Origin of the sequence: Microbacterium sp. JAI119, from assembly GCF_013410135.1 — a bacterium.
Taxonomy (GTDB): Bacteria; Actinomycetota; Actinomycetes; order Actinomycetales; family Microbacteriaceae; genus Microbacterium; species Microbacterium oxydans.
The window spans coordinates 261,211-286,963 of the sequence record NZ_JACCCK010000002.1; the positions used below are offsets into that span (position 1 = coordinate 261,211).

Consider the following 25,753-nt stretch of genomic DNA (forward strand, 5'->3'; position numbering starts at 1 on the left):
GGCCGAACACGAAGAAGGGGGCGGATGCCGAAGCATCCGCCCCCTTCGCTCGTCTCAGCGCAGGGCGTCGACGATCGTGTTCAGCGTCGTGGACGGACGCATGACGGCCTCGACCAGCTTCTCGTCCGGACGGTAGTACCCGCCGATCTCCGCGGGCTGTCCCTGCACGGCGTTGAGCTCGGAGACGATGGCCTCCTCGTTCGCGGCGAGCTTCTCGGCGATCGGCGCGAAGGCCGCAGCGAGCTCGGCATCCTTCGTCTGCGCTGCCAGCTCCTTCGCCCAGTACAGGCCGAGGTAGAAGTGGCTGCCGCGGTTGTCGATCGTGCCGAGCGCACGACCGGGCGAGCGGTCCTCCTCGAGGAAGGTTCCGGTCGCGGCGTCCAGCGTCTCCGCAAGCACGCGGGCCTTGTCGTTGCCCGTGCGGTCGGCGAAGTGCTCGAGCGAAGCCGCCAGCGCGAAGAACTCACCCAGCGAGTCCCAGCGCAAGTAGTTCTGCTCGACCAGCTGCTGCACGTGCTTGGGAGCGGAACCACCGGCACCCGTCTCGAACAGCCCACCACCGGCGAGCAGCGGCACGATCGAGAGCATCTTGGCGCTCGTGCCGACCTCGAGGATCGGGAACAGGTCGGTCAGGTAGTCACGCAGCACGTTGCCGGTCACCGAGATGGTGTCGAGCCCGTGACGCATGCGGGCGAGCGTGTACCGCGTGGCCTCTTCCGGCGCGAGGATCGTGATCGTCAGGCCCTTGGTGTCGAGCGTGGCGAGGCCCTGGTGCACCTTCGCGATGATCTGGGCGTCGTGCGAGCGGTTCGCGTCCAGCCAGAACACGGCGGGGTCGCCGGTCGCGCGTGCACGCGTCACGGCGAGCTTGACCCAGTCCATGACGGGGATGTGCTTGGTCTGCGTCGCGCGCCAGATGTCGCCCTTGCCGACCTCGTGCTCGATGAGCACGGTGCCCTCGCTGTCGAGCACCTGGACGATGCCGTCCGCCGCGATCTCGAAGGTCTTGTCGTGGCTGCCGTATTCCTCGGCCGCCTGCGCCATGAGACCCACGTTCGGGACGGTACCGATCGTGGCGGGGTCGAGCGGGCCGTTCGCGATCACATCGTCGATGACGGCCTGGTAGACGCTCGCGTAGGACGAGTCCGGGATGACCGCGATCGTGTCGGCCTCCTCGCCGTCCTTGCCCCAGAGCTTCCCACCGTTGCGGACGAGGGCGGGCATCGACGCGTCGACGATGACATCGCTGGGCACGTGGAGGTTGGTGATCCCCTTGTCGGAGTTCACGTACGACAGGCGCGGCCCCTCGGCGATGGCCTTGTCGAACGCCGCAGCGATCTCCTCGCCACCGGCGACATTCGACAGGCCTGCAAGGATCGAGCCGAGGCCGTCGTTCGCGCTGAGTCCGGCTTCGGCGAGCTGCGTGCCGTACTGGTCGAAGACGTTCTTGAAGAACGCCTTCACGACGTGACCGAAGATGATCGGGTCGCTGACCTTCATCATCGTGGCCTTGAGGTGCACGGAGTAGAGCACGTCGTCGGCCTTGGCCGCCTCGAGCGTCTCCGCGAGGAACGCGTCCAGCTCCTTCGCGGAGAGGAACGTGGCGTCGATGATCTCACGCGGGAGGACCTTGAGGCCCTCCTTGAGGATCGTGACGGTGCCGTCCTGCGCCGTGTGACGGAACGAGAGGACGTCGTCGTGGGCCGCGACCCACGAGCACTCGTTGTGCTTGAAGTCGTCGTGGCCCAAGGTCGCGACGCGGGTTTTCGAGCCGTCCGCGAAAGGCTTGTTGCGGTGCGGGTGCTTCTTGGCGTAGTTCTTCACCGCGAGCGGTGCGCGACGGTCGCTGTTGCCCTCGCGCAGCACGGGGTTCACTGCGGAGCCCTTGATGCGGTCGTAGCGGGCGCGGACGTCCTTCTCCTCCAGGGAGGTCGGCTCGTCCGGGAAGTCGGGGATGTCGAAGCCCTGCTTCTGCAGCTCGGCGATCGCACCCTTCAGCTGCGGGATGGACGCCGAGATGTTCGGCAGCTTGATGATGTTGGCCTCGGGGAGGGTGGCGAGGCCACCGAGCTCGGCGAGAGCGTCACCCACCTGCTGCTCGGGAGTGAGCTTCTGCGGGAAGGCGGCGAGGATGCGTCCGGCTAGCGAGATGTCGCGCGTCTCGACCTCGATGCCGGCCTGGCCGGTGTATGCCTGGATGATCGGGAGGAACGAGGCGGTGGCGAGCGCCGGTGCCTCGTCTGTGTACGTGTAGATGATGGCGTCGTCGGTCACCGGGAGGTACTCCGTTCGCGGGGAAATTTGTCTCGATACCAAGATACCTGAGCCGGTCTGGCCCTGTGGTCCGCGCCTGCGACCGCCGACCACCCCATGTCGACGAACGGCCACAGAGGGGCGAAATCTTCGTCGGAAACGTGTCCCGCCTCTCCGGAGGGGTTAGCCTGGGTCCATGTCCGAACTGCGCATGGTCGAACTCTCCGCTGCGACGATCGTCGCCGTGAACAACCTGTCGCTCAAGCCCGGACAGGAGCAGTTCCTCGCTCCGGTCTCTTACGGGATCGCCGCGACCGTCATCAACCCGCAGACCTCCTGGCAGCGGGTGATCCTGGACCGCAACGAGGTCGTCGGCTTCGTCAGCGCCAACTTCGACGACGAGGCCCCGGAGGAGCACTTCCGCTCCGTGCTGTGGCGCATCAACGTCGACGCGGACGACCAGGGTCGCGGCGTCGGCCGCTTCGCCGTCGAGGCGCTCATCGACGAGGCGCGTGAACGCGGAGTCGACCACGTCAACGTGATCTACGAAGCCGGCGAGGACGGCCCGGAGGCCTTCTTCCGTCGCGTCGGCTTCACCCCCGTCGGGGAGACGGCCTACGGCGAGGTCATCGCCGAGATCCGGGTCACGTCCTAGACCGGGCGGCGGGGTCTCGAATCCCCTCCCCCATCGAGACCTCGTCGCCCTTCACTCCCCTTCGGGGGAGCGCTCTCACAGCCCTGGCGGGTTCTCAGGAACGGTCGTCGGGGGTGCCCCCGGGTTTCCGCCGGCTCGTCCACGATGAGAGAGCGGCCGCGGCCGCTCCGGCAGCGCGATCGATGGCCTCGGCGGAACGGTTCAGCATGTCTTGAGCGGCATCCTGCCACGCCGGCGTCGCCGGCGCCTCCCCCGCGTGCACCTTCGCGGCGTGTTCGGCGGCTTCGAACGCCCGCTCGAGCTCGGCGACAGCGTCACGATAGGCGGCGAACTCAGCCGGGGTGATGCGTCCGGAGGCCGCGCGGCGCATCTCCGTCGCGTGTCCGGCGGCACGGAAGTATGCGGCCGTCTCCGCGGACTTCACGTCGGTCATCGCCGGATAGGAGATCTGCAGAGCGGGGTCGGTCTCGTAACGCATCCAGCGTGCCGTCACCGCGTCATGCGCGGCGTGGAGTCGCTCGATCGGGCGCGGCTCCGCCGCGGAAGGCACGGCGGCGCGAGCCGCGTTCAGCCGCACCTGGCGCGCGCGCACATCGGCCGACGCGGCCTTCGCATCGCGCTCCCGCTCCTTCAGCATCCGCCGAGCCCCTGCCACCTGTTCGGGCGTCGCTCGCTGGGCCGCCCGCTCCGCCGTGACGCGAGCCAGGTCGGCGCGCGCGATCTTCCACGCGGTGCGCCGCTCGGCGGCGACCAGCTGCGCCTCTCTCAGATCGTGGCGGGCGGCATCGACCGCGAGCCTGCGTCCGCTCACCGTGCTGTTGCGACGTCGCATTCCCATCACACCCACCGTTCCCGCGGCGACTGCCGTCGGCGCGATCCACCACCACTCGGCGACGAGCAGCAGGGGGTCCATACCTCGATGCTACCCAGACGCACACGACTTCCGGTCGCGATATGACAGCTCACCTGCACCAGACGGCTGTCATATCGCGACCGGAAGAGGCAGATCAGACGAGAGTCTCCTGCCAGGCCGCATGCAGCTGCGCGAACTTGCCGGTACCGCCGATCAGGGCAGCGGGAGTGTCGTCCTCGATGATGCGGCCGTGCTCCATCACCAGCACCCTGTCGGCGATCGCGACCGTCGACAGGCGGTGCGCGATGATGATCGCCGTGCGGTCCTTGAGGAGGGTCTGCAACGCATCCTGGATCAAGCGCTCGGATGGGATGTCCAGCGAAGCCGTCGCCTCGTCGAGGATCAGCACCGCGGGGTCGGCGAGGAAAGCCCGGGCGAACGAGATGAGCTGACGCTGCCCCGCCGACACCCGACCACCGCGCTTGTTCACATCGGTGCCGTATCCGTCGGGCAGCGACGAGATGAACCCGTCGGCGCCCACGGCCCGTGCCGCGGCCTTGATCTCGTCGAGCGTCGCATCCGGCTTGCCGAGCGCGATGTTGTCGGCGACGGTGCCGCTGAACAGGTAGGCCTCCTGCGTGACCATGACGATCGCGCGGCGGAGGTCCTTCGGGTGCAGCGACCGCAGATCGACGCCGTCGAGCGTGACCCGCCCTTGGGAGGGGTCATAGAAGCGCGAGATGAGCTTGGCGAGCGTCGACTTCCCGGCGCCGGTCGTTCCGACGAGGGCGATCGTCTGCCCCGCCGGGATGTCGAGGGAGAAGTTCGGGAGGATCGTCTTCTCTCCGTTGTATCCGAAGGTCACCTCGTCGAACTCGACATGCCCACGGGACTCCCACAGGTCGACGGGGTTCTCGGGGTCGGGAACCGTCGGCACCTCCTCGAGCACGCCCGAGACCTTCTCCAGCGCGGCCGTGGCCGACTGATAGGAGTTCAGGAACATCGCGATCTCCTGCATCGGCGCGAAGAAGTTGCGGACGTAGAGCACTGCCGACAGCAGCACACCCACGGTCAGCGCACCCTCGGAGACGCGGATGCCTCCCCACAGCACGACGATGCCGAGCACGAGGGCCGCGACGCCCATCAGGCCGGGCTCGAACGTGCCGAACAGCAGCATCGAGCGACGGTTGACGTCGCGGTAGTCGCCAGCGATCTCCTGGAACGCCTTGTCGTTGCGCGGCTCCTTGCGGAACGCCTTGACGGCGCGGATGCCGGTCATCGTCTCGACGAACTGCACGATCACCTTCGCACTGATCACGCGCGACTCGCGGTAGACGAGCTGCGAGCGCGAGTAGAACCAGCGCATCAGGTAGAACAGCGGCACTCCGCCGATCGCCAGGATCAGGCCCGACTGCCAGTCCCAGAAGCACAGCGCGATGAAGGTGAACAGCCCGAAGAGCACGCCGGAGACGAGTTCGTTCAGGCCACCGTCGAGCAGCTCCTTGATCGAGTCGAGGTCGCTGGTCTGACGGGAGATGATGCGCCCCGACGTGTACGACTCGTGGAACTCCAGGCTCAGGCGCTGGGTGTGCAGGAAGATGCGCTTGCGCAGGTCCAGCAGCACCGCCTGCGTGAGCTTGGCCGCGATGATCACGTACCAGGCGATCAGCACCGCAGCGAGGGCACCGGCCAGCAGGTAGATGCCTCCGATCATGAACGTCGGCATCCAGTCGGCACGCTCGATCACCGCAGGCAGCGCTCGGTCGAGGCCCAGGCTGATGAGGATGGGGCCGGCGACCTGGAGCGCGGTCGACACGACCAGCACCGCGGCGGCGAGCACGATCCTCGGCTTCAAGGGGCTGACCAGGGATCCGAGCAGTCGGAGGGATCGACGACGGATCTCCCTGCTCTCCTCGCGGGTGTACTCGGAACGATCCTCGTTCCTGGTTCCGGTGATGGCGGAGCTCATCGCTGCACCTCCTTCTCGGTGATGGGGTCTTCGTCGGCGGCCTGCATCCCGAGGCCCGCACGGACCTCTTCATCGATCTCGGACTGCTCATCGCGGATCACCGGGATCGTCCCGGTGCGCGCCGCCTCCTCCGCCTCGAGGCTGGAGATGACATGACGGTAGTGCCGACTGGTCTTCAGCAGCTCGGAGTGCGTGCCCACCGCCGTCACGCGACCGGCCTCGAGCAGGGCGACGCGATCGGCGAGCGCGACGGTCGAAGGGCGGTGCGCCACGATCAGGGCGGTGGTGTCGGCGAGCACGTGCCGCAGCGCCTCCTCCACGAGGGCCTCGGTGTCGACGTCGAGCGCCGACAGCGGGTCGTCGAGCACGAGCACCTTCGGATTCGCCGCCACCGCACGGGCGAGGGCGAGCCGCTGGCGCTGACCGCCGGAGAGGCTGAGCCCCTCTTCGCCGATCACCGTCTCGACGCCGTCTGGCAGGGAATCCACGAACGAGGCCTGAGCGACGTCGAGAGCTTCGCGCAGCACACGCTCGCCCTCTTCGCCGTGCACGTCGAGCTCGGCACGACCGAGCAGCACGTTCTCCCGGACCGTCGCCGAGAACAGCGTCGCGTCTTCGAACGCCATGGCGATGTGCCGACGGAGCTCTGACAGCGGCAGGTCGCGCACGTCGACGCCGTCGAGGGTGACCCTGCCTCCCGTCACGTCGTACAGACGCGTGGGCAGCGTGGTGAGGGTGGTCTTGCCGCTGCCGGTGAGACCGACCAGCGCCATGGTCTCCCCTGGTCGCAGCACCAGGTCGATGCCGTCGAGCAGGTCGCGTTCGTGCGCGCCGGCGTCCTGATAGCGGAAGTGCGCGTTCTCGAACGTGAGCTCTCCGCGCGGGTTCTCGATGTGCACCGGGTGCTCGGGGTCGGTGATGGTGTTGGTCTCCGAGAAGATGTCGAACACTCGGTCGGTCGCCGTGCGCGCATCGAGCATGAACGAGAACAGGAAGCCGATCGACTCGATGGGCCAGCGCAGCACGACGGCCATCGCGAAGAAGGCGAACAGTTGCGCCTCGCCGATCTGCCCGACGGAGATCAGCCAGATGCCGGACATCAGGCTGAGGCCGAACGCGATCTGCGGCATGAGGTCGAGCCAGAACCAGATCGACGCGATCGCACCGGCCTTGCTCATCTCGGTCTCGCGCAGCGTCTCGGCCTGCCTGCTGAAGCGGCTCAGGGCGTGCTTGCCGCGCCCGAACGCCTTCAGCACGCGGATCCCGTGCACGCTCTCCTCGACGCTGGTCGCGAGGTCACCGGCCTGATCCTGGCTGCGGCGGGTGAGGGCGCCGTAGCGCTTCTCGAACAGGTAGCCGCGGATCCACAGCGGGATCGCCGTGACCAGGAAGATCGTGCCCAGCAGCCAGTGCCACCGGAACAGCAGCACGGAGCCGATGATGATCGTGAGGATGTTGACGACCAGCAGCACGAGGCCGAACGCGAGCCAGCGGCGGATGAGGCCGATGTCCTGCATCATGCGGCTGAGCAGCTGTCCTGAGCCCCACCGGTCGTGGAAGGACACCGGGAGGGTCTGCAGGCGCGAGTAGAGCTCCGTGCGCATCTTGTACTCGACCTGCGTGGCCGGGTTGAGCACGAACTGACGTCGCAGCCATACCATGAGGGCCTCGCCCAGGGCGAGCGCGAACACGGCGACAGCACCCCAGATGATGGCGCTGATCTCACCCGAACGGACGGGTCCGCTGATGATCTGCTCGAGGACGATCGGGATCATCAGGGCGATGACGGCGGCGATGAGCGCGCTGGCGGCACCGCCGGCGAGCCGCCAGATTACCGGCTTCACGAAGGGCTTCAGGCGCCACAGTGCGGCCGGAGTGGAAAGGGTCGATGAAGGCGAGGGATTCTGCGCGGAAGGCGAGGAGGACATGTCTCTCAGACGAGTTTCGTATGGACAGCGGTTGCGGAAGGGGACGGATGCGAGAGCGGACCCACAGGGTCCGGCATCCGACGGAGAAGGGGCGGGGTGGCTCTAGGAGAGCGGACGCGCCGGGGTCGAGCCGAGAGCTGCGATCCGCGCGGTGGCGATCGTGAACATGGTGTCCTCCTCAGGGGCTCGGCGATGTCGTCCGGTTGGCGCGACAGCCCACCAGCCTATTGCTGTGAACCAGCTGAAAGCAAGAGTCATTCCCGATTCGCCCTGCTCTTTCCCGGCGACCGCGGCGAGGTGGCTCGGGTGGCTCACCCCTGGACAGCGAGCCCGGTTCGGAGAAAGCGCTGCAGGTTGCCGCCCAGCACGGCCAGGACAACGGCTTCGCGCCAGCCGCGACGCAGCAGAGCCTCGGTGACGAGCGGAAGCCCTTCCGGACCCTCGAGCCCGGGAAGGTACCGATCGGCGGGGACGCCCTCGATCGTCGTCTGCACGCAGCACGGGGCCGTGGTGTCTGCGAGCACCTCGCGGACGAAGTCTGGTCCCATCCCGACGTGGTCCACCCCGGCGACGGACACCACCCGCTCGAAGTGGTCGATCAGGGTGTCGATCGTGTAGTCGCTCGCATGCAGATACGGGGCGAAGAAGTTGACGCACACGACTCCCCCCGTCTCCGCGACTCCGGCGATCTGCGCATCGGTGAGGTTGCGGTGGTGATCGAACAGGGCGCGGGCGGACGAATGCGTTGCCATGACGGGTCGCGTGGCGAGCTCGAGCACGTGGTCGACGCCGCCCGCTCCGAGGTGGCTGACATCGAAGATCATGCCGATGCGCTCCATCTCGGCCAGCGCCTGGACGCCCGTGCGCGTCAGCCGGCTGCCCGCGGCGTCTTCTCCGCTTCCGTCCGCGAAGGCGCTGCGACCGAAGTGGGCGACCGAGCCGACGCGCACTCCGAGCCGATGCACCGTCTCGAGGAGCTCGACATCGTCGGCGATGCCGGGCATGCCCTCGAGAGCGAGCACCAACGCGATGCGCCCCTCACCGATCACCCTGTCGATGTCGTCCCCGTCGAGGCAGAGCCCCACCGCATCCGCGTTTCCTTCCGCCACCCGGTGCGCGGCTTCGATCATGCGGAACGTACGACGCAGCGCGCCCTCCGGCCGGTAGATGTCATCGACGAACACGGGCAGGACCTGCAGGTCGACACCACCCGTGCGCAGCTGCGGCAGCCACTGGGCCCGGAAGTAGTCCGACCACTCGGCGGGCGGACGACTCGTCACCGAGCAGAGCAGATCGTTGTGGGCATCGGCGACGACGGCGCGGCGGTGGAGATCGAGGGCATCGATGGCGGTCACGGCTCGAGCCTATGGCCGCGTCGGAACGGACGGTTCGTCGTAGCGCACCATCACCGGTGCCGGATCTGGTGCTCCTGGCTCACGCCGCGGCACTCTCGCGGGCCAGCAGACTCTCCTTGACATCGACGCCCCACGCGAAACCGCCGAGGCTCCCGTCGGTGCGCAGCACCCGGTGGCAGGGCACGAAGAGCGCCGGGGCGTTGCGGGCGCAGATGGACGCCGCAGCCCGAACGGCCCGGGGGTTGTCCAGGCGTGAGGCGAAACCGGTGTAGGTCAGCGGCCCGCCCGGCTCGATCTCCCGGAGCGCCGACCAGCCGGCGAGCTGGAGTGCGGTGCCGGTCTGCTTCACGGCGACATCGTCGATGGCCGAGAGGTCGCCCGCGTAATAGGCGACCACCGCGTCCGCGGCGTCCGTCGCACCATCGCGCAGCGCCTCCGGACGGTTCGCCGCCGACAGCCGCCCGAGGATCGCCTCGACGTCGGACGTCCAGCCCGAGGCCAGCACGCGCTGATGGTCGTCGGCGAGGATCGTGAAGGCGCCGTCCGGCGTCTCGATGGTCTGGATGAGGGCGGTCATGAGTTCTCCTTCGTCGTGATGTCGGTGGGACGGTGCGCTGCGGGGACCCGCCGCGGCCCGACGGGGCGCACCGGAGCGGCGCGCCATAGATGCGCGCTCAGATAGCTGCGCCATGGTGCCGCGCGCAGGGCCCAGTCGGTGAGCGCCCGTGGCTCGCCCGGCAGGCCGGAGGCCGCCGCGCCGGCGCGCAGCGCGACGTCTCCCGGGAGCAGCACATCCGGATCGCCGAGCACACGCATGCGCACGTAGTCGGCTGTCCAGGGTCCGATGCCGGGCATCGCGAGCAGGGCAGCACGCTGGTCGACGCCGTCATCTCCGACCGTGAGCGTCAGGGATCCGTCGGCGAGAGCGGCCGCAGCGCCGGTGATCGCGCGGATACGGGCGGCCGGCCCTCGCAGCACCTCGGCTCCATGGGCGGCGATCGCCGTCATCGTCGGGAAGAGCAGTCCGTTCTCGGTGCGCTCCCCCAGCGCCTCGGTGAGTGCCGTGAGCGCGGTTCTGGCGGCGACCACGGTGATCTGCTGCCCCACCATGGCGCGGATGAGCATCTCATGCGGATCAGCCGACCCCGGCACGCGGATGCCGGGGGTGCGCGCGACGAGCGGCGCGATCTCGTCGTGTTCCGAGAGCGCCTCGTCGATCGCCAGCGGGTCGGCATCGAGGTCGAAGATGCGTCGCACGGTCGAGACCAGCGGTGCCAGGTCCCCCAGCCGCGCGACGCGTGCCCGCAGGTGCAGGCGCTCACCCTCCTCCTGACGCACCTCGAACCAGGCGGGACCACCGGCCATGCGGAGGTGACGCGAGAAGGACGTCGCCATGGTCTCTTCGACGCCGGGGATCGCACGCGCCGCCATCCAGGCGAAGACGCCGCTCGCGTCGAGTGGACCGCGATAGGGCAGCACGAGGTCGATCGAGCCGGGAGCCGCGGACGCCGGAAGCCGTCGCCGCGCCCTGAGCTCCCCCGGCGTGAGGCCGAAGACCTCGCGGATCGTGTCGTTGCACTGTCGGATGCTTGCGAACCCGGCGGAGAACGCGACATCCGAGATGGGCATGTCGGTGCCGACGAGGAGCATGCGCGCGGTGTGCGCCCTGTGTGCCCGCGCCAGTGCGAGCGGCCCGGCGCCGAGTTCGGTGGTCAGCAGCCTCGTGAGGTGCCGACCGGAATAGCCCAGTCGCGCGGCCAGGCCCGGCACGCCCTCCCGTTCCACGACGCCGTCGGAGATCAACCGCATCGCTCGCGCGGCGGTGTCGCCGCGGATATCCCACGCCGGCGAGCCGGGAGCGGCCTCGGGCAGGCAGCGCTTGCAGGCGCGATACCCGGCCTCGTGCGCTGCGGCGCTGGTCGGATAGAACGTCACGTTCTGGGGTTTGGGCGTGCGCGCGGGGCAGCTCGGACGGCAGTAGATCCCGGTCGAACGGACGGCCGTCACGAACTGCCCGTCGAAGCGGGTGTCGCGCGCGCTGATCGCACGGTAACGCTCGTCGAAGTCCGTCACGGGGAAGCTCATGCCTCCACTGTGTCACGCCCCACCGACAACGACTGGCGGAAATCGGACATGACTGTCCGGGCACGAACGCCGAGACCCACCCGCCTCGCCGACACCCATCGCCGCCGCAGTGGGCGCGTGTGGGTCTCGGCGTGGAGAGTGGGTCTCGAGGTATGCGCAGGCGCGCGTTCAGTGGAAGAAGTGGCGCTCACCGGTGAAGAACATCGTGACGCCGGACTTGCGCGCCGCGTCCACGACCTCCTCGTCGCGCACGGAACCGCCCGGCTGCACGATCGCCGTGACGCCGGCATCGATCAGCACCTGAGCGCCGTCGGCGAAGGGGAAGAACGCGTCGGAGGAAGCGACGGATCCGGCCGCCCGGTCCCCTGCACGCTCGACCGCGAGGCGGCAGGAGTCGACGCGGTTGACCTGGCCCATGCCCACGCCCACCGTGGCGTTGTCCTTCGCGAGCACGATCGCGTTCGACTTGACCGCTCGGCAGGCCTTCCACGCGAAGATGAGGTTCTCCATCTCCTCGTCGGTCGGACGCTCACCCGAGACCAGCTCCCAGTTCTTCGCGACGGAGACGATGTCGTCGGGGAACCGGTCGGCATCCTGCAGCAGCAGCCCACCGGAGACGAGACGCACGTCCATGCGCTCCTGCTGCCAGTCCTCGGGCAGCTGCAGCAGGCGCAGGTTCTTCTTCGCCTTGAACACCTCGAGCGCCGCGGGCTCGAACGACGGCGCGACGATGACCTCGGTGAAGATGTCCTTGAGGTTCTCGGCCATCTTCAGCGTGACTGTGCCGTTGGCCGCGATCACACCACCGTATGCCGAGACGGGGTCGCACTCATGCGCACGCAGGTGGGCGCTGGCGATCGGGTCGAGCGCGTTCGGCGCCGTGGTCGCGATACCGCACGGGTTGGCGTGCTTGATGATGGCGACAGCCGGCTTGACCATGTCGTATGCCGCGCGCAGGGCGGCATCGGCGTCGACGTAGTTGTTGTACGACATCTCCTTGCCCTGCAGCTGCGTGGCCTGGGCGATGCCGTGTCCACCGGCGCGCGTGTAGATCGCGCCGCGCTGGTGCGAGTTCTCGCCGTAGCGGAGCGTCGCGAGCCGCTCAGCCTGGATCGTGAGATGCGTCGGCAGATCGCCGTCATCCTGCAGCGTCCCCTCGGCGAACCACGAGGCGACCGCGGTGTCGTACGCCGCTGTGTGCGCGAATGCTCGGGCGGCGAGCTCACGACGCTGCGTCAACGAGGTGCCGCCCTCGCCGATCGCCGCGATGATGCCGGGGTACGACTGCGGCGAGACGACGATCGCCACGTTCGCGTGGTTCTTGGCCGCGGCGCGTACCATCGCGGGGCCGCCGATGTCGATCTGCTCGACCACGTCGTCACCGACCGCGCCGGAGGCGACGGTCTCGATGAACGGGTAGAGGTTCACGACCACGAGCTCGAAGGGAGTGATGTCGAGGTCGGCGAGCTGGCGCTCGTGGTCCTCGAGACGCAGATCGGCGAGCAGGCCGCCGTGGATGTTCGGGTGCAGCGTCTTGACGCGACCGTCGAGCATCTCTGCGACGCCGGTCACGGCGGCGACGTCGGTGACCTCGAATCCCGCCTCGCGGATGGTCGACGCCGTCGAACCCGTCGAGACGATCTCGATACCCGCCTCAGCCAGAGCCGCAGCCAGCAGGAGCAGGTCGGTCTTGTCGCTCACCGAGACGAGCGCGCGCCTGATCGGCACGGTGTCGCGATCGCGGTAGAGCGTGGGGTCGTGGCGGGGGCCGGCCATGATGGGCTCCTTCGTGCGGGGCGTCGGGTGGGGGTCAGGAGGAAGAGCTGAGGACGAGGTCGCCAGTGGCGATTCTGCGGACCACGTCGATGAGCAGTCGGCGCTCGACGGGCTTGATGCGCTCGTGCAGGCTGTGCTCGGTGTCGCCGTCGAGGATGGGGACGCGCTCCTGGGCGAGGATCGGACCGGTGTCGACGCCGTCATCGACGACGATCACGCTGGCCCCGGTCTCGGCGACGCCGGCCGCGAGCGCGTCGCGGACGCCGTGGGCGCCGGGGAACTCGGGCAGGAACGCCGGGTGCGTGTTGATGAGGCGAGGCGAGTACTGTGCGACGAGCGACGGCGGAAGCAGGCGCATGAGCCCGCTGAGCACGACGAGGTCCGGCTTCCAGACGGCGAGCTGGCCGGCGAGTTCCGCACCCCACGCCTCGCGACTCTCGTGCTCATGCCACGGCACCGTGAAACTGGGGACGCCGAACTCCTCGGCATGGGCGAGCCCCTCGGCTTCGCGATCGGCGCCGACCACGATCACCCTGGCGGGAAAATCGGGATGACGAGCGGCCTCGAGGAGGGCGCGAAGATTCGAGCCGGTGCCCGAGATGAGAACGGCGACCGTGAGCACGCGCCCAGTCTACCGGGGCGCCGAAGCTCGTTCCGCCTGCGTCGCACGCACACCGGGAGCCGTCAGTCGCGGTCGTCCCTCGGCGGCGTGAAACCGCGGACATCATCCAGCGGAGCCGTGTCATCGAAGGCCTGCGTGTGGGGCAAGGGGATGCCAGGCACCGGGACCACGGACGCTGCGCTCGGATCGAGCTCGGACATCTCGGCTATCCACCGATCGGTGCGCTCCTCCGCCAGTTCATCGCGATGTCGTGGGGACAGGAGCAGGATCGCGGCGCCGACGAGCACCTCGAGGCCCAGGGCGAGCATGAAGGGCAGCGCCGCTGGTCCGACGTCCGACAGCCGTCCCGGTCCCATCGACCCGCTCGCCAGCACGGCGGCGATCCCGGCGATACCGGCGGTGACGACCGCGATCCCCACCGCGATGACGGCACGCTGCGCCGTTCCCAGCGGAGTGCCCTCCCAGAGGAGACGGGAGCGAACCGCCCACCCCGCGAACGCTCCGGCGGCGATCGGGACGAGCACCACGATCAGCATCCACATCGAGCTGTTCTCGGGCAGCAGTCCGAACACGGGGATGCCGGGCACGACTCCCAGCTGGGTGCCCGCAGGCGACACCGCGGTGCCGACGCCGACGGCGAACCCGGGGCCGGCGAGCCAGGACGCGACCCAGACGATGAGGGTCGGCAGGTACACCAGCTGCGCCAGGGTCATCACCGTCGCACCCAGCGCATCGACGCGCGAGGCCTGGAAAAGCGCGACGACTTCACCTCCCCGGAACAGCGTCACCACCGCGAGGGCCAGAGCAGAAGCGCCGACCACGCCCATCAGGGTGAAGGCCGCGCCTCGAACGACGGCGGCGGGGACCGGTGCCCAGTCGTCGCGGACGTCGATGCGATCGTGCAGACGGTCGAGGATGCCGCCGTCGCCCTCTTCCCAGGCGATCCGGACGGCGCCGCACAGCGCGCCGACGAAGTAGACCGCCGCGGGAAGGGCGATCGCGAGCAGGAGGGGCGTCTGCGCCGCATCCAGCCGCGCCGTCAGCGCGACACCGGCGGAGATCGCGGTGAACACCACGGTGCCGGACACCACGCCGAGCAGCCAGGTTCCCGCCGTGGCGGCTCTGGCTCCGGAGCGCGCGGCGAACAGCAGTGTGAAGAGCAGGAATGCCAGCGGGGTGATCGACACCGCGAACGAGGCGGCCTGGGCGGGGATCGCGAGGGCGACCAGAAGCTCGTCAGGAATCGTCACCGCCAGCGGCACCCCGTGTCCGAACTCCCAGAGCGTGCCGGTGAGCGGCCAGAGCGCACCCCAGTCGGCGCTGATCCCGAAGGCGAGAGTCCACAGCAGCGTCAACGGCGCGAGCAGCACGACGAGACCGACCGCCGCGGCGATGGCGGCGTCGAAGGCGGCGAGGAGCGCGACGAGGAGGCGTTGCATAGCGCTTCGAGACTACGACGAGTTCCCGACGAAGCCCCGGGGGCGCGCGTGGGGTCGGCGACACGATAGCGTTTCTCCGGAGGTTTCCCGATGACAACTGCCCCGCCCGCCCCGGCACCCACCGAGCCCAAGAACTCCCTGGACCGCTTCTTCGAGATCAGCAAGCGCGGATCCACGATCGGCACCGAGATCCGAGGAGGTCTGGTGACGTTCGTCACGATGGCCTACATCGTGATCCTCAACCCGATCATCCTCTCCGGCAAGCCCGACGTCGCCGGAGACATGCTCAGCTTCAACGCCGTCGGCGCCGCCACCGCGTTGACCGCCGGCGTCATGACGATCCTGTTCGGTCTCGTGACGCGCCTGCCCTTCGGTTTCGCCGCAGGACTCGGCATCAACGCCTTCGTCGCGTTCTCCGTGGTCGGGCAGGTGACCTGGCCCGAGGCGATGGCACTCGTGATGATCAACGGTGTCGTGATCGTGCTGCTCGCGGCCACCGGGCTGCGGAAGGCGATCTTCGACGCCGTGCCCTTCCAGCTGAAGATCGCCATCACGGTCGGCATCGGCCTGTTCATCGCCTTCATCGGCTTCGTCAACTCGGGCTTCGTCACCGCGACCGGCGCCTCGTCCCCTCCGGTCGGGCTCGGCGTCAACGGCTCGGTCGCGACCGTGCCGACCCTGCTGTTCGTGATCACCCTGCTCCTCACCGGCATCCTCGTCGCCCTCAAGGTCAAGGGCGGCATGCTCATCGGCCTCATCGGCGGCACCGTGCTCGCAGTCATCGTCGAGGCGATCTGGCACATCGGCGCCCGCGGCTTCGACGACGAGGGCAACGTGGTCAACCCCGGCGGCTGGGGCCTCACGGTCCCGGCACTGAACGGCTCCCCCATCGGCATCCCGGACCTCAGCCTGATCGGCGCCGTCGACTTCAGCTTCGACCTGAGCAAGGTCAGCCTGGTCGCGATCGTGATGATCGTCTTCACGCTGCTCTTCACGAACTTCTTCGACGCCATGGGAACCATGACCGGCCTGGCGAAGGAGGCGAACCTCGCCGACGACAACGGGGACTTCCCCCGCATCAAGTCGGCACTGGTCGTCGAGGGCGTCGGCGCGATCGCCGGTGGTGCGACCTCGTCGTCCTCCAGCACCGTCTTCATCGAGTCGGGTGCCGGTATCGGCGAGGGAGCCCGTACGGGACTCGCGAACGTCGTCACGGGTGTCGTGTTCCTGATCGCGATGTTCCTGACCCCGCTGACCTCCATCGTCCCGACCGAGATCGCGGCCGCGGCCCTGATCATCGTGGGTGCGATGATGATGGCGCAGATCCGCTACATCGACTTCAGCGACTTCCGCGTGCTGCTGCCGGTGTTCCTCACCGTCTCGGTCATGCCGCTCACCTACTCGATCGCGAACGGCATCGGGGCGGGCTTCGTCAGCTGGGTGCTCATCCACGCGTTCTCGGGCAAGGCGAAGACCATCAGCCCGCTGTTGTGGGTCGTCGGCGCCGGCTTCCTGATCTTCTTCGCGAGAGGCCCCATCGAGGCGCTGTTCGGCGTCGGGATCTGACGCGAGAACACGAGGGGCGGATGCTGCGGCATCCGCCCCTCTTTCTGTTCGGTACCGTCGCCCGGATGCATGACCGTCGCACGGATGCATTGCCCACACGGGGTCCTCGGTCATGCAGGTGTCGGCCGATCATGCATCCGACAGGGCCTCAGGAATAGGCCTCGGCGAACTCCGCTGACGGCGCGATGGGCTCGATCACGTCGATCAGCACACCCCCGGGCGCCTCGACGATGAAGTGACGCTGCCCGAAGGTCTCGTCCCGAAGCGCGAGGCGCTCGACCAACCCGTGCTCACCCACGAGCCGACGGTGCGCTGCCGTCGCGTCGACGACCTCGACGTTGAGCAGCAGACCTCGGACGGGCTCACGGAAGCCATCGGGGATCGTCTCGTGACCCCGGTCGAGGAGCGCGAGCTCTCCTCCTTCGACGCGCAGGCTCACGTACCAGTCCGCCTCGAACGTCGTCTCGAAGCCCAGTTCCTCACGATAGAACTGCGCGGCAGCGGCGACGTCATCGACCATCAGAACCGGGTAGAAGCTCGTGATCTCCATGAACTCTCCTTTACATACAGTGTGTTTGTAACATCGGTGGCTAGAATACATACAAGTCGCACGTAAAGGAAGTCCCATGCCGCGAGCATCCGCTGCCGACGCCGCCGAGACGGCGCGACGCATCCTCGAGACCGCCACCGCGCACTTCGCCGAACACGGCTACGCATCCTGTTCCGTCGATGACCTCGCACGCGCCGCCGGAGTGACCCGCGGGGCCGTGTACCACCACTACGCATCGAAGCCGGGACTGTTCGCCGCGGTCGCCACCCGCCAACAGCAGAGCGTCGCCGAGGCGATCGTGGCCGCGACGAGGGACAGCACCCCGGAGACCGCACTCCGCGAGGGGAGCCATGCCTACCTCGACGGCATCACGGGCAGGACGGCCGCGCGCGTACTCCTCATCGACGGACCCTCCGTGCTCGGCTGGGAGGAGTGGCGCCGCCTCGACGCGGAGGGGCCGGAGCGCGAGCTGCGGACGGGACTGCGTGAAGCAGGAGCCCCGCCCGCGCTCCTCGACGCCCTGACCGCAGCCCTGTCCGGCGCCATGAACGAACTCGCCCTCTGGCTCGCCGTTCGCCCGGACGACGCGGCGGCACGACAACAGGCCCACCGCGCACTCGACGCGCTTCTGGACACAGCTGCCAGCCGAAGCTGAGCGGTGCTTGCGCGGCCACCGTCGACCGCGCGAGGGTGGAAGCCCGACGACCGGGAGGAGCTGCGTGCACATGCCACACGACCATCACGCCCCCTCTCGAGGCAGCTGTCGGCACCGTCGCCCGGATGCATGAGCATCGCACGGATGCATGACCCACACGGGGCCCTCGGTCATGCAGGTGTCATCGGGTCATGCAGCCGGTCAAGCGGCCGGGCATGAAAGAAGGCCCCGGGGTGGAGCCCGGGGCCTTCAGATCAAGCGTAACTCAGATCAGAGCGACTCGATGATCGCGCGCATCAGATCCGCCGTCTCGGACGGCGTCTTGCCGACCTTGACGCCGGCGGCCTCGAGGGCCTCCTTCTTCGCCTGAGCGGTACCGGCGGAACCGGAGACGATCGCACCCGCGTGACCCATGGTCTTGCCCTCGGGGGCCGTGAAGCCCGCGACGTAGCCGACGACGGGCTTGGTGACGTTCGCCTTGATGTAGTCGGCCGCCCGCTCCTCGGCGTCGCCGCCGATCTCGCCGATCATCACGATCGCCTTGGTCTCGGGGTCGGCCTCGAACGCGGCGAGCGCGTCGATGTGCGTGGTGCCGATGACCGGGTCGCCGCCGATGCCGATGGCGGTCGAGAAGCCCAGGTCGCGCAGCTCGAACATCATCTGGTAGGTCAGGGTGCCCGACTTCGACACGAGGCCGATCGGACCCTTGCCGGTGATGTTCGCGGGCGTGATGCCGACGAGCGCCTCACCGGGGGTGATGATGCCGGGGCAGTTCGGTCCGATGATGCGGGTCTTGTTGCCCTTGCTCTGCGCGTACGCCCACGCCTCGGCCGAGTCGCCGACGGGCACGCCCTCGGTGATCACGACGAGCAGCGGGATCTCGGCGTCGATGGCCTCGATCATCGCGTCCTTCGTGAAGGCGCCGGGGACGAAGGCGATCGACACGTCGGCGCCGGTCTCCTTCATGGCCTCGGCGACCGATCCGAAGACGGGAAGCTCGACGGCGTTGCCGTCCTTGTCCGTGTGCGAGACCGTGGTACCGGCTTTGCGGGCGTTGACGCCACCGACGACCTGGGTGCCGGCCTTGAGCATCAGCGCGGTGTGCTTGGTGCCCTCGCCGCCGGTGATGCCCTGGACGATGACCTTGGAGTCCTTGTTGAGGTAGATAGACATAGCTCTGGTTCCTTGTGTCTCAGGCGATCAGGCGTTGGCGAGCTCGGCGGCCTTGTCGGCGCCCTCGTCCATGGTTGCGGCCAGGGTGACAAGCGGGTGCGCGTACTCGGCGAGGATCGCGCGACCCGCGTCGACGCGGTTGCCGTCCAGACGCACGACGAGCGGCTTGGAGGCCGTGGCGCCCAGCGTCTCGAGCGCGCCCTTGATGCCGTTGGCGACGGCGTCGCACGCCGTGATGCCACCGAACACGTTGACGAAGACGCTCTTGACCTGCGGGTCGCCGAGGATGACGTCGAGGCCGGCGGCCATGACCTCAGCCGAGGCTCCACCACCGATGTCGAGGAAGTTGGCGGGCTTCACGCCGTTGTGGTTCTCGCCGGCGTAGGCGACCACGTCGAGCGTCGACATGACGAGTCCCGCGCCGTTGCCGATGATGCCGACCTCGCCGTCGAGCTTCACGTAGTTCAGGTCCGACTCCTTGGCCTTGGCCTCGAGCGGGTCGGCGGCGTCCTTGTCCTCGAGCGCCTCGTGCTCGGGGTGGCGGATCTCGGAGGCGTTGTCGTCGAGCGTGACCTTGCCGTCGAGCGCGATGATGTCGCCCTCTTCGGTACGCACGAGCGGGTTGACCTCGACCAGCGTCGCGTCCTCACCCTTGTACACGTCGAACAGCTTCACGAAGACGTCGGACACCTTGTCGACGAGGTCTTCGGGGAAGTTGGCCGCACGAGCGATCTCGACGGCCTTCTCCTTGTCGATGCCCGTCAGCGGGTTGACCTCGACGCGCGCGAGCGCCTCGGGGCGCTCGACCGCGAGCTCTTCGATCTCCATGCCGCCCTCGACCGAGCAGAGGCTCAGGTAGGAGCGGTTGGCACGGTCGAGCAGCACGGAGAAGTAGAACTCCTCGGCGATACGCGCACCCTGCGCGACCATGACGCGCTTGACGACGTGGCCCTTGATGTCGAGGCCGAGGATGGCCTTCGCTGCCTCGTACGCCTCGTCGGGCGTCTTGGCGACCTTGACGCCGCCCGCCTTTCCACGGCCGCCGGTCTTCACCTGAGCCTTGACGACGACCACTCCACCGATCTTCTCGGCGGCCGCCCTCACCTCTTCAGGGGTGTCCGCGACGATGCCGGCGAGGACCGGCACTCCGTACTTTTCGAAAACGTCTCGTGCCTGGTACTCGTACAGATCCACTGTGGTTCCTTCACTGGGCTGCTGTCTGGTAATTCTCTCGATGTCGAGACATCGACCAGTCCCCCAGCCTACTACCTCGGCCTGGGCGCTCCTGCGGCCGCGAGGCCGCCCTCCCTCAACGCAGCGGGGGAACGCCGACTCGTCGCACCGGCATGCCGGCCAAGCGGAGCTGACGCCTGATCGCGAACGGCGTGAACACGAGCGCGGCACCGACCGCGACGATCAGCGGACGCACGACGACCACGGGCAGACCGCCCACGAAGGCGACCAGGATCGCGACCACGAGGACGACGGCCAGCACGACCTCGACCATCAGGAGTTGGCGGCGCACCGAGGCCCCGTCGTCCGCCAGGGTGGTCTCCCGCCCCCGCACCCGGATGTGCTCGGTCCACCGCACCCCGTCCCACCACCGCCGGGTGCCACGTCGCCGCGTGTCGAACCAGCCGGCCGGGATCCCGTCGTCTCTCACGCTCCTCAGTATGACGGCGATGCCTGGGCGTCTCCGCGCGCTCCGGTCTAGGCTTTCGCCATGCACGAATCCGCAGAACTGCGCACCGGCGTCGTCGCCGCCGCGCTCGAACTCTTCAACGCCCAGGGGTTCGACCAGACCTCGGTGGAGCAGATCGCGAAGGCCGCCGGGGTCTCCCGCTCGACGTTCTTCCGTCAGTTCGGCGGCAAGGAGGACGTCGTCTTCGCGGATCACGAGGTGCTCCTCGAGCAGCTCAGGGAGTTCCTCGACGAGGGTCATGACGATCCATGGGGTGCCGTGTGCGCCGCCTCCGAATCCGTCTTCGCGCACTTCGCCCGCGACCCGGAACTCGCCAGGCGTCGCTACCAGATCGTGCGCCAGGTCCCCGTGCTGCGCGAGCGCGAGATCATCACGGTCTTCCGCTACGAACGACTGTTCGACGACTACCTGCGCAGCGCGCTTCCCGGCGTCGATCCGCTCGACGCTGTCGGCTTCGCCGCTCTGGTCACAGCGGTGCACAACCACGTGCTGCGCCAGCTGCTGCGTGGCCGCAAGAAGGTGCCGCTGTCTACGCTCCAGACGGCGCTGGTCGATGTGCGGCGGCGCTACGGTGTCGCGGCCGATGAGGCCGCGTCCGCTCCGGATGACATGGTGGTCGCCGTCTTCCCCCGCTCCATGCCCATCGCAGAGGTGAGCCGCAGGCTGCAGTCCCAGCTCGACTGACGCGTCCCGGTCGTGGAACCCAGTATCGAGGAGTACGATACTTGGTGCCACGAAGGAGCCCCATGAGCACTGCAGCCTCCCCCTTCCCCGGCGAGCGCGTCTCGTCGTACGACATCACCGGACGTCAGGACAGCGACTACTACGCGGTCTTCACCGACATCCCCTCCGCCGACCGGGAGGCGTGGGACCGCGCGAAGGCCTACGTCGACGAGGTCGCCCCGCAGATGGCGGATGCCTGGGACCGTGCCGAGTACCCGCTCGATGCCGCACGCCGGATGGGCGAGATGGACCTCGTCGTCGACGGGGTCCAGCACCCGTCGCTCACGAGCCTGTCGCCCCTCGCCGCAGGCCTCGTGAACATGGAGATCTCCCGCGGTGACGGCTCGCTGGGCACGATCCTCGCGGTGCAGGGCGGACTCGCGTTGCGCACCCTGGCCCTGTTCGGCTCCCCCGCGCAACAGGAGCGATGGCTGACGGCCCTCGCCGACGGTTCGGTGCTCGGTTCGTTCGCTCTGACCGAGCCTGATCACGGCTCCGACTCGGTATCGCTGGAGACGGTCGCCCGCCGCGACGGCGAGAGCTGGGTCATCCGCGGCACGAAGAAGTGGATCGGCAACGGCGCCTCCGGCGGTGTCACGTTCGTCTGGGCGCGTGTCGACGACGAGGGCGCCGACGATCACGGTGCCGTCCGGTGCTTCCTCGTCGAGCAGGACACCCCCGGCTACACCGGCACCGTGATCCGCGGCAAGGCCTCGCTGCGCGCCATCCACCAGGCCCACATCGAGCTCGACGACGTGCGGGTGCCGCTCGATGCCGTACTGCCGGGGACGAAGAGCTTCAAGGACGCATCGACCGTGCTCTACGCCACCCGCTCCGGTGTCGCCTGGTCGGCACTGGGGCACGCGACCGCCTGCTACGAAGCGGCGCTGGCCTACGCGACCCAGCGCGTGCAGTTCGGAAAGCCCCTGGCGAAGTTCCAGATGGTCCAGGAGCGCCTCACCCACATGCTCGAAGACCTCACAGCCATGCAGCTGTACTGCCGGCGCATGGCCGACCTCGAGACGGCCGGCGAGCTGCGTCCGACTCAGGCGTCGCTGGCGAAGTTCCACAACACGCGTGCCGCGCGCCGGATCGCCTCGACCGCCCGTGACCTGCTCGGCGGCAACGGCATCCTGCTCGAGAACGGCGTGATGCAGCACCTGGCCGATATCGAGGCGATCCACACCTACGAGGGCACCGAGAGCGTGCAGGCCCTGCTGCTCGGACGCGACATCACGGGGATGAGCGCCTTCGCCTGAGCCTCCGTCCGCGAGGACCGGTTCACCTGCGCCGCGCGCGCACGTGGCGCTCGCGACTCGCTGCCGCCCCGGCCACGGCCTGGACGCCGAGCAGCAGGACCAGCGCCACGACGGGGACGCCCCACCCTCCGACGGCAGCGTGCAGCACGCCAAGACCGATCGGGCCGAGCCCTGCCAGCAGGTAGCCGATCCCCTGGGCCATGGTCGACAGGTGCGCGGTGTGCTGTGCGTCGGGGGCACGCAGCACGATGTAGGTCAGCGACAGCGCGATGGCCGCACCCTGACCGAGTCCGAGGAGGGTCATCCACACCCAGGGCGCGGCTCCGCCCGGCGCGACCAGAAGGCCGATCAGACCTGCCGCGCACAGGAGTGCGGAGAGCAGGACGGGAAGCCAGCTCGGCCGCAGGTGTCGCAGCATCGTCGGCACGAGCAGCGCGGCGGCGATCCCCGGGAGACTCGAGTAAGACAGCAGCAGTCCCGCCTCGGACACCGGCACGCCGGCGTCCTGCAGCATGGTCGGGATCCAGGTCAGGGCTGCGTAGTAGCTCAGACTCTGCAACCCCATGAATCCGGTGACCGCCCAGGCGACGGGATCACGCAGCAGAACCGACATCCGCGGCTCGTCTCGAGGCTCGACGATCGCATCCGCGGGAGCGCCTGTCGCGGGCGAGCGGACCGGCGCTCCCGGGACCCCGCGCAACGCCCACGGCAGCCACACCACCAGCGCGAGCACGGCGGGAATCGCCCAGACCGCGAGGGCACCACGCCAGGAACCGTCGAGAGCGGTCATGAAGGGCACCGTGAGGGCCGCAGCCGCCGCAGCACCGAGGAAGAGCGCGGTCGAGTACAGCCCCATCATGAGCCCGACGCGGTGGGCGAAGTCCTGCTTGATGACAGCGGGCATGCACACGTTCGCCACTGCGATGCCCGCGCCGACCAGCACAGTGCCGCCGAACAACGCCACGGGTGAGGGAAGCAGGCGGACGCCGATGCCGATCGCCACGACGACCATGGTCAGGGCGAGCAGCCGATGCAGGCCCACCCAGCGCGTCAGCGCCGGCGTCAGGAAGGCGAAGGCGCCGAACGCGAACACCGGGATCGTGGTCAGCAGTCCTGCCGCGGCTGCCGGGAGCCCGAGGCTCCGCTCCATCGCGGGGAGCACGGGCCCGACCGAGGCGACGCCCATGCGGAGGTTCAGCGCGATCAGGAGCAGGCCGACGCCGACATAGATCCCGGTGAGGACTCCACCACGACGAACGGACGGCGTCAGTGGGGTCGGGGCGGTGTCGAACGGTTCCTGCATGGTGGTCATGCTTCGAGTCCAGCATCCGCGCCGTGCGTCAGGAAACACGTACACTGCAGTCTGATGTCGAATACCCGCCAATCCCGAATGGTCGACCTGCACCTGGTCGATTTCGACGCGCTGACCACTCTCCCCCTGGAGGGCGCCTACCGGTTCGCGCACGCCGAGACATCTCCGCGTCATGCTCATCCGCTCGGACATCTGGTGCATGCCGCCTCCGGTGTGCTCTCCCTGCTCACCGACGACGGAGCCTGGATCGCGCCCTCCACGCGCATGGCCTGGGTGCCCGCCGGCGCCGAGCATCGCCATCGTGCGCACGGTCGCACCGACATGCGCATCGTGCACCTGGACGACGAACTCGCAGCACTCCTGCCCTCCGCTCCTGCCGTTCTCGTCGCCACGCCTCTTGCGCGGGAGGCGCTGCTCGCGATGACGTCCGACCGCCCCCGCAGCTCCAGCGCACTGGACCATCTGCGTCATGTCGTCGTCGACGAGGCGGTGACGGCGCCGGAGCAGCCGCTGCATCTGCCCGAGCCCCGAGATCCGCGACTGCGCAGGGCGGCGCGCATCGTCGAGCATGACCTCGCCCGCCCCGTGCCGCTGGGTGAGCTCGGCATGCGCACCGGTACGGCCGAACGGACGCTGAGCCGCCTGTTCCAGCAGGAGACCGGGATGGGCTATCGGCAATGGCGTCTCCAGCTGCGGGTGCACCGCGCACTCGTCCTGCTCGCGGACGGAGCTTCGGTCACCGGGACGGCTGCCGCGTGCGGCTGGGCGACGACGAGCCAGTTCATCGAGCAGTTCACGCCGCTCGTGGGGATGACCCCCGGCCGATACCGACAGTCTCAGCCCGCGGTGTGAGACAGCTCCATGCACACGAGGCGCGCACGCTCGTCCCAGGACGGGACGCGTTCGAAGCCTCGCGATTCATAGAGGCGCACCGGCCCGGCCCGCCAGGCCCAGACCGACAGGCGCACCCGCGCGGCGCCGAGGTCGCGCGCGTCGTGGAGCGCGGCGTCGAGCAGTGCGGACCCGACGCCTCGGCCACGCACCTCCGGCACCGCCCACAAGCGCTTGATCTCGGCCACGTCGTCGCTCACGGAGAGCACGACGACCCCGACGACGCGATCGCCGAGCTGGGCCACACGCACGCGGTGACCCGCGTAGGCCGCTGAGGGGTCATCGATCTCGCGGCGATAGCGCTCGGGAAGTGCTCCGGAGGGATCGGGCGCGCTGCCGCCTTCCTGCTGCCTCTTCTCACGCTCGGTCTGCAGCAGATATGCCCGCACCGCAGCGCCGACCTCGTGCGCATCGGCTCCGGACAGGTCGGCGAGCCGGATCACCGGTCGATCCGCCTCGGGTCCGAGCGCGACGCTCACGCTCAGTCGCAGCCGCAGCCGCCGGACGGCGTCTTCACCATGAAGCACACGTCGCAGACGCCGTAGTCGCGCTCCTCGACGGGCTTCGGCGCCTTCTCCGCGCGGGGGGCGGAGACGCGAGGAGTCGTCGCACGCTTCGCCGCACGCTGCGGAGTCAGCGGGATGAACTCGCTCGGGTGACTGACGTAGAAGTACGGCGGGCGCCCCTCACTGGGCTGCAGTCGCAACGGCGCGGAACCGACGATGAGTCGCTCGTCTTCCGTGAAGCCGTTCGTGTAGGTGCGGCCGATGTGGAGGGATGCTCCCTCGCCACGACGGATCGCCTCGATGTATCGACCGCGGTCGATGAACGAACTGATCCCGATGGCCTCGACGATCGCCGTGATGAACGCGTGGTTCGACGGGTCGATGCGGTGCGCGCGCAGCGCCTCCGGGAGCGAACGGTATGGACGGGAGGTGCCTGCGGGGGTCGGGCCCTGTACTTCTTTCATCCCTTCCAGGATCCCAC

The 25,753-nt window shown here is 68.8% G+C and carries 23 protein-coding genes; 6 read left to right on the forward strand and 17 right to left on the reverse strand.

Annotated elements, in window-relative coordinates:
• Window positions 1–54: 54 nt before the first annotated feature.
• On the reverse strand, window positions 55–2,274 hold the full coding sequence (locus tag HDC31_RS12055) for an NADP-dependent isocitrate dehydrogenase (RefSeq protein ID WP_179516144.1): 2,220 nt from the start codon (window positions 2,272–2,274) through the stop codon (window positions 55–57).
• A 175-nt stretch (window positions 2,275–2,449) separates the two neighbouring features.
• Here HDC31_RS12055 and HDC31_RS12060 point away from each other — a divergent pair, with 175 nt between their 5' ends.
• Complete coding sequence (locus HDC31_RS12060) at window positions 2,450–2,908, forward strand: N-acetyltransferase (protein ID WP_046748828.1); 459 nt, start codon at window positions 2,450–2,452, stop codon at window positions 2,906–2,908.
• A gap of 94 nt (window positions 2,909–3,002) precedes the next feature.
• On the opposite strand, the gene HDC31_RS12065 is transcribed toward HDC31_RS12060, so the two are convergent.
• From HDC31_RS12065 to HDC31_RS12105, 9 genes are all read right to left on the reverse strand, one after another.
• Window positions 3,003–3,821, reverse strand: coding sequence for a hypothetical protein (locus tag HDC31_RS12065; RefSeq protein WP_058632673.1), 819 nt, complete (start codon window positions 3,819–3,821; stop codon window positions 3,003–3,005).
• Window positions 3,822–3,915: 94 nt separating this feature from the next.
• Window positions 3,916–5,730, reverse strand: a complete 1,815-nt coding sequence (locus HDC31_RS12070; RefSeq protein WP_046748826.1) for an ABC transporter ATP-binding protein — start codon at window positions 5,728–5,730, stop codon at window positions 3,916–3,918.
• The gene (locus HDC31_RS12075; protein WP_058632672.1) at window positions 5,727–7,658 is read right to left on the reverse strand and encodes an ABC transporter ATP-binding protein; all 1,932 of its coding nucleotides are present in this window, start codon (window positions 7,656–7,658) and stop codon (window positions 5,727–5,729) included. Before HDC31_RS12075 ends, HDC31_RS12070 begins: the two co-directional genes overlap by 4 nt.
• Before the next feature lie 311 nt (window positions 7,659–7,969).
• On the reverse strand, window positions 7,970–9,013 hold the full coding sequence (locus HDC31_RS12080; protein WP_113681455.1) for a dipeptidase: 1,044 nt from the start codon (window positions 9,011–9,013) through the stop codon (window positions 7,970–7,972).
• Window positions 9,014–9,092: 79 nt separating this feature from the next.
• Window positions 9,093–9,590 carry a methylated-DNA--[protein]-cysteine S-methyltransferase gene (locus HDC31_RS12085; RefSeq protein WP_046748824.1) on the reverse strand — a complete coding sequence of 166 codons (498 nt, stop codon included), beginning with the start codon at window positions 9,588–9,590 and terminating at the stop codon, window positions 9,093–9,095.
• Window positions 9,587–11,098 (reverse strand): DNA-3-methyladenine glycosylase 2 family protein, encoded by a 1,512-nt coding sequence (locus HDC31_RS12090; RefSeq protein ID WP_179516145.1) that lies wholly within the window; start codon window positions 11,096–11,098, stop codon window positions 9,587–9,589. The genes HDC31_RS12085 and HDC31_RS12090 overlap by 4 nt, the downstream gene beginning before the upstream one ends.
• 168 nt (window positions 11,099–11,266) lie before the next feature.
• Window positions 11,267–12,874 (reverse strand): bifunctional phosphoribosylaminoimidazolecarboxamide formyltransferase/IMP cyclohydrolase, encoded by a 1,608-nt coding sequence (gene purH, locus HDC31_RS12095; RefSeq protein ID WP_179516146.1) that lies wholly within the window; start codon window positions 12,872–12,874, stop codon window positions 11,267–11,269.
• Window positions 12,875–12,908: 34 nt separating this feature from the next.
• On the reverse strand, window positions 12,909–13,496 hold the full coding sequence (gene purN, locus HDC31_RS12100) for a phosphoribosylglycinamide formyltransferase (RefSeq protein ID WP_113681388.1): 588 nt from the start codon (window positions 13,494–13,496) through the stop codon (window positions 12,909–12,911).
• A gap of 62 nt (window positions 13,497–13,558) precedes the next feature.
• Window positions 13,559–14,935: a DUF6350 family protein gene (locus HDC31_RS12105; protein ID WP_179516147.1), complete on the reverse strand. Its 1,377-nt coding sequence runs from the start codon at window positions 14,933–14,935 to the stop codon at window positions 13,559–13,561.
• 90 nt (window positions 14,936–15,025) lie between these two features.
• On the opposite strand from HDC31_RS12105, the gene HDC31_RS12110 reads away from it, so the two are divergent.
• A complete protein-coding gene (locus tag HDC31_RS12110; RefSeq protein WP_061018553.1) occupies window positions 15,026–16,501 on the forward strand; it encodes an NCS2 family permease in 1,476 nt (491 codons plus the stop codon).
• 148 nt (window positions 16,502–16,649) lie between these two features.
• Here the strand turns inward: HDC31_RS12110 and HDC31_RS12115 are convergent, their stop codons facing one another.
• Window positions 16,650–17,051 (reverse strand): VOC family protein, encoded by a 402-nt coding sequence (locus tag HDC31_RS12115; RefSeq protein WP_113681391.1) that lies wholly within the window; start codon window positions 17,049–17,051, stop codon window positions 16,650–16,652.
• Window positions 17,052–17,127: 76 nt separating this feature from the next.
• On the opposite strand from HDC31_RS12115, the gene HDC31_RS12120 reads away from it, so the two are divergent.
• Window positions 17,128–17,706 carry a TetR/AcrR family transcriptional regulator gene (locus HDC31_RS12120; protein WP_113681392.1) on the forward strand — a complete coding sequence of 193 codons (579 nt, stop codon included), beginning with the start codon at window positions 17,128–17,130 and terminating at the stop codon, window positions 17,704–17,706.
• A 270-nt stretch (window positions 17,707–17,976) separates the two neighbouring features.
• Here the strand turns inward: HDC31_RS12120 and sucD are convergent, their stop codons facing one another.
• The 3 genes from sucD to HDC31_RS12135 all read right to left on the reverse strand — a co-directional run bounded on the left by sucD (window position 17,977) and on the right by HDC31_RS12135 (window position 20,542).
• Window positions 17,977–18,879 carry a succinate--CoA ligase subunit alpha gene (gene sucD, locus HDC31_RS12125; RefSeq protein WP_046748816.1) on the reverse strand — a complete coding sequence of 301 codons (903 nt, stop codon included), beginning with the start codon at window positions 18,877–18,879 and terminating at the stop codon, window positions 17,977–17,979.
• 27 nt (window positions 18,880–18,906) lie between these two features.
• Window positions 18,907–20,073: an ADP-forming succinate--CoA ligase subunit beta gene (gene sucC, locus HDC31_RS12130; protein ID WP_179516148.1), complete on the reverse strand. Its 1,167-nt coding sequence runs from the start codon at window positions 20,071–20,073 to the stop codon at window positions 18,907–18,909.
• A 115-nt stretch (window positions 20,074–20,188) separates the two neighbouring features.
• Entirely contained in the window at window positions 20,189–20,542 is a 354-nt protein-coding gene (locus HDC31_RS12135; protein WP_113681394.1) for a DUF2510 domain-containing protein, read from the reverse strand.
• Between the two features lie 60 nt (window positions 20,543–20,602).
• On the opposite strand from HDC31_RS12135, the gene HDC31_RS12140 reads away from it, so the two are divergent.
• The gene (locus HDC31_RS12140; RefSeq protein WP_046748814.1) at window positions 20,603–21,265 is read left to right on the forward strand and encodes a TetR/AcrR family transcriptional regulator; all 663 of its coding nucleotides are present in this window, start codon (window positions 20,603–20,605) and stop codon (window positions 21,263–21,265) included.
• A gap of 62 nt (window positions 21,266–21,327) precedes the next feature.
• Window positions 21,328–22,563: an acyl-CoA dehydrogenase family protein gene (locus HDC31_RS12145; protein WP_179516149.1), complete on the forward strand. Its 1,236-nt coding sequence runs from the start codon at window positions 21,328–21,330 to the stop codon at window positions 22,561–22,563.
• Window positions 22,564–22,585: 22 nt separating this feature from the next.
• Here HDC31_RS12145 and HDC31_RS12150 read toward each other — a convergent pair whose 3' ends face one another.
• On the reverse strand, window positions 22,586–23,875 hold the full coding sequence (locus HDC31_RS12150; protein ID WP_113681396.1) for an MFS transporter: 1,290 nt from the start codon (window positions 23,873–23,875) through the stop codon (window positions 22,586–22,588).
• Window positions 23,876–23,929: 54 nt separating this feature from the next.
• Between HDC31_RS12150 and HDC31_RS12155 the strand changes: the two genes are divergently transcribed.
• Window positions 23,930–24,727 carry a helix-turn-helix domain-containing protein gene (locus HDC31_RS12155; RefSeq protein ID WP_127011899.1) on the forward strand — a complete coding sequence of 266 codons (798 nt, stop codon included), beginning with the start codon at window positions 23,930–23,932 and terminating at the stop codon, window positions 24,725–24,727.
• Here HDC31_RS12155 and HDC31_RS12160 read toward each other — a convergent pair.
• Both HDC31_RS12160 and HDC31_RS12165 read right to left on the reverse strand, forming a co-directional pair.
• The gene (locus HDC31_RS12160; RefSeq protein WP_308472276.1) at window positions 24,712–25,245 is read right to left on the reverse strand and encodes a GNAT family N-acetyltransferase; all 534 of its coding nucleotides are present in this window, start codon (window positions 25,243–25,245) and stop codon (window positions 24,712–24,714) included. The two genes, HDC31_RS12155 and HDC31_RS12160, sit on opposite strands and share 16 nt — an antisense overlap.
• Window positions 25,246–25,247: 2 nt before the next feature.
• Window positions 25,248–25,736: a hypothetical protein gene (locus HDC31_RS12165; protein ID WP_113680550.1), complete on the reverse strand. Its 489-nt coding sequence runs from the start codon at window positions 25,734–25,736 to the stop codon at window positions 25,248–25,250.
• Window positions 25,737–25,753: the final 17 nt, after the last annotated feature.

Bases quoted from the DNA above. Each gene is read 5' to 3' on its own strand.
- HDC31_RS12085 (WP_046748824.1), bottom strand. From the start codon at position 9,590: ATGACCGCCCTCATCCAGACCATCGAGACGCCGGACGGCGCCTTCACG.
- HDC31_RS12150 (WP_113681396.1), bottom strand. From the start codon at position 23,875: ATGACCACCATGCAGGAACCGTTCGACACCGCCCCGACCCCACTGACG.
- HDC31_RS12065 (WP_058632673.1), bottom strand. From the start codon at position 3,821: ATGGACCCCCTGCTGCTCGTCGCCGAGTGGTGGTGGATCGCGCCGACG.
- purH (WP_179516146.1), bottom strand. From the start codon at position 12,874: ATGGCCGGCCCCCGCCACGACCCCACGCTCTACCGCGATCGCGACACC.
- HDC31_RS12140 (WP_046748814.1), top strand. From the start codon at position 20,603: ATGCACGAATCCGCAGAACTGCGCACCGGCGTCGTCGCCGCCGCGCTC.
- sucD (WP_046748816.1), bottom strand. From the start codon at position 18,879: ATGTCTATCTACCTCAACAAGGACTCCAAGGTCATCGTCCAGGGCATC.
- HDC31_RS12155 (WP_127011899.1), top strand. From the start codon at position 23,930: ATGTCGAATACCCGCCAATCCCGAATGGTCGACCTGCACCTGGTCGAT.
- HDC31_RS12110 (WP_061018553.1), top strand. From the start codon at position 15,026: ATGACAACTGCCCCGCCCGCCCCGGCACCCACCGAGCCCAAGAACTCC.
- HDC31_RS12075 (WP_058632672.1), bottom strand. From the start codon at position 7,658: ATGTCCTCCTCGCCTTCCGCGCAGAATCCCTCGCCTTCATCGACCCTT.
- HDC31_RS12090 (WP_179516145.1), bottom strand. From the start codon at position 11,098: ATGAGCTTCCCCGTGACGGACTTCGACGAGCGTTACCGTGCGATCAGC.
- HDC31_RS12165 (WP_113680550.1), bottom strand. From the start codon at position 25,736: ATGAAAGAAGTACAGGGCCCGACCCCCGCAGGCACCTCCCGTCCATAC.
- HDC31_RS12060 (WP_046748828.1), top strand. From the start codon at position 2,450: ATGTCCGAACTGCGCATGGTCGAACTCTCCGCTGCGACGATCGTCGCC.
- HDC31_RS12145 (WP_179516149.1), top strand. From the start codon at position 21,328: ATGAGCACTGCAGCCTCCCCCTTCCCCGGCGAGCGCGTCTCGTCGTAC.
- HDC31_RS12115 (WP_113681391.1), bottom strand. From the start codon at position 17,051: ATGGAGATCACGAGCTTCTACCCGGTTCTGATGGTCGATGACGTCGCC.
- HDC31_RS12105 (WP_179516147.1), bottom strand. From the start codon at position 14,935: ATGCAACGCCTCCTCGTCGCGCTCCTCGCCGCCTTCGACGCCGCCATC.
- HDC31_RS12070 (WP_046748826.1), bottom strand. From the start codon at position 5,730: ATGAGCTCCGCCATCACCGGAACCAGGAACGAGGATCGTTCCGAGTAC.
- HDC31_RS12120 (WP_113681392.1), top strand. From the start codon at position 17,128: ATGCCGCGAGCATCCGCTGCCGACGCCGCCGAGACGGCGCGACGCATC.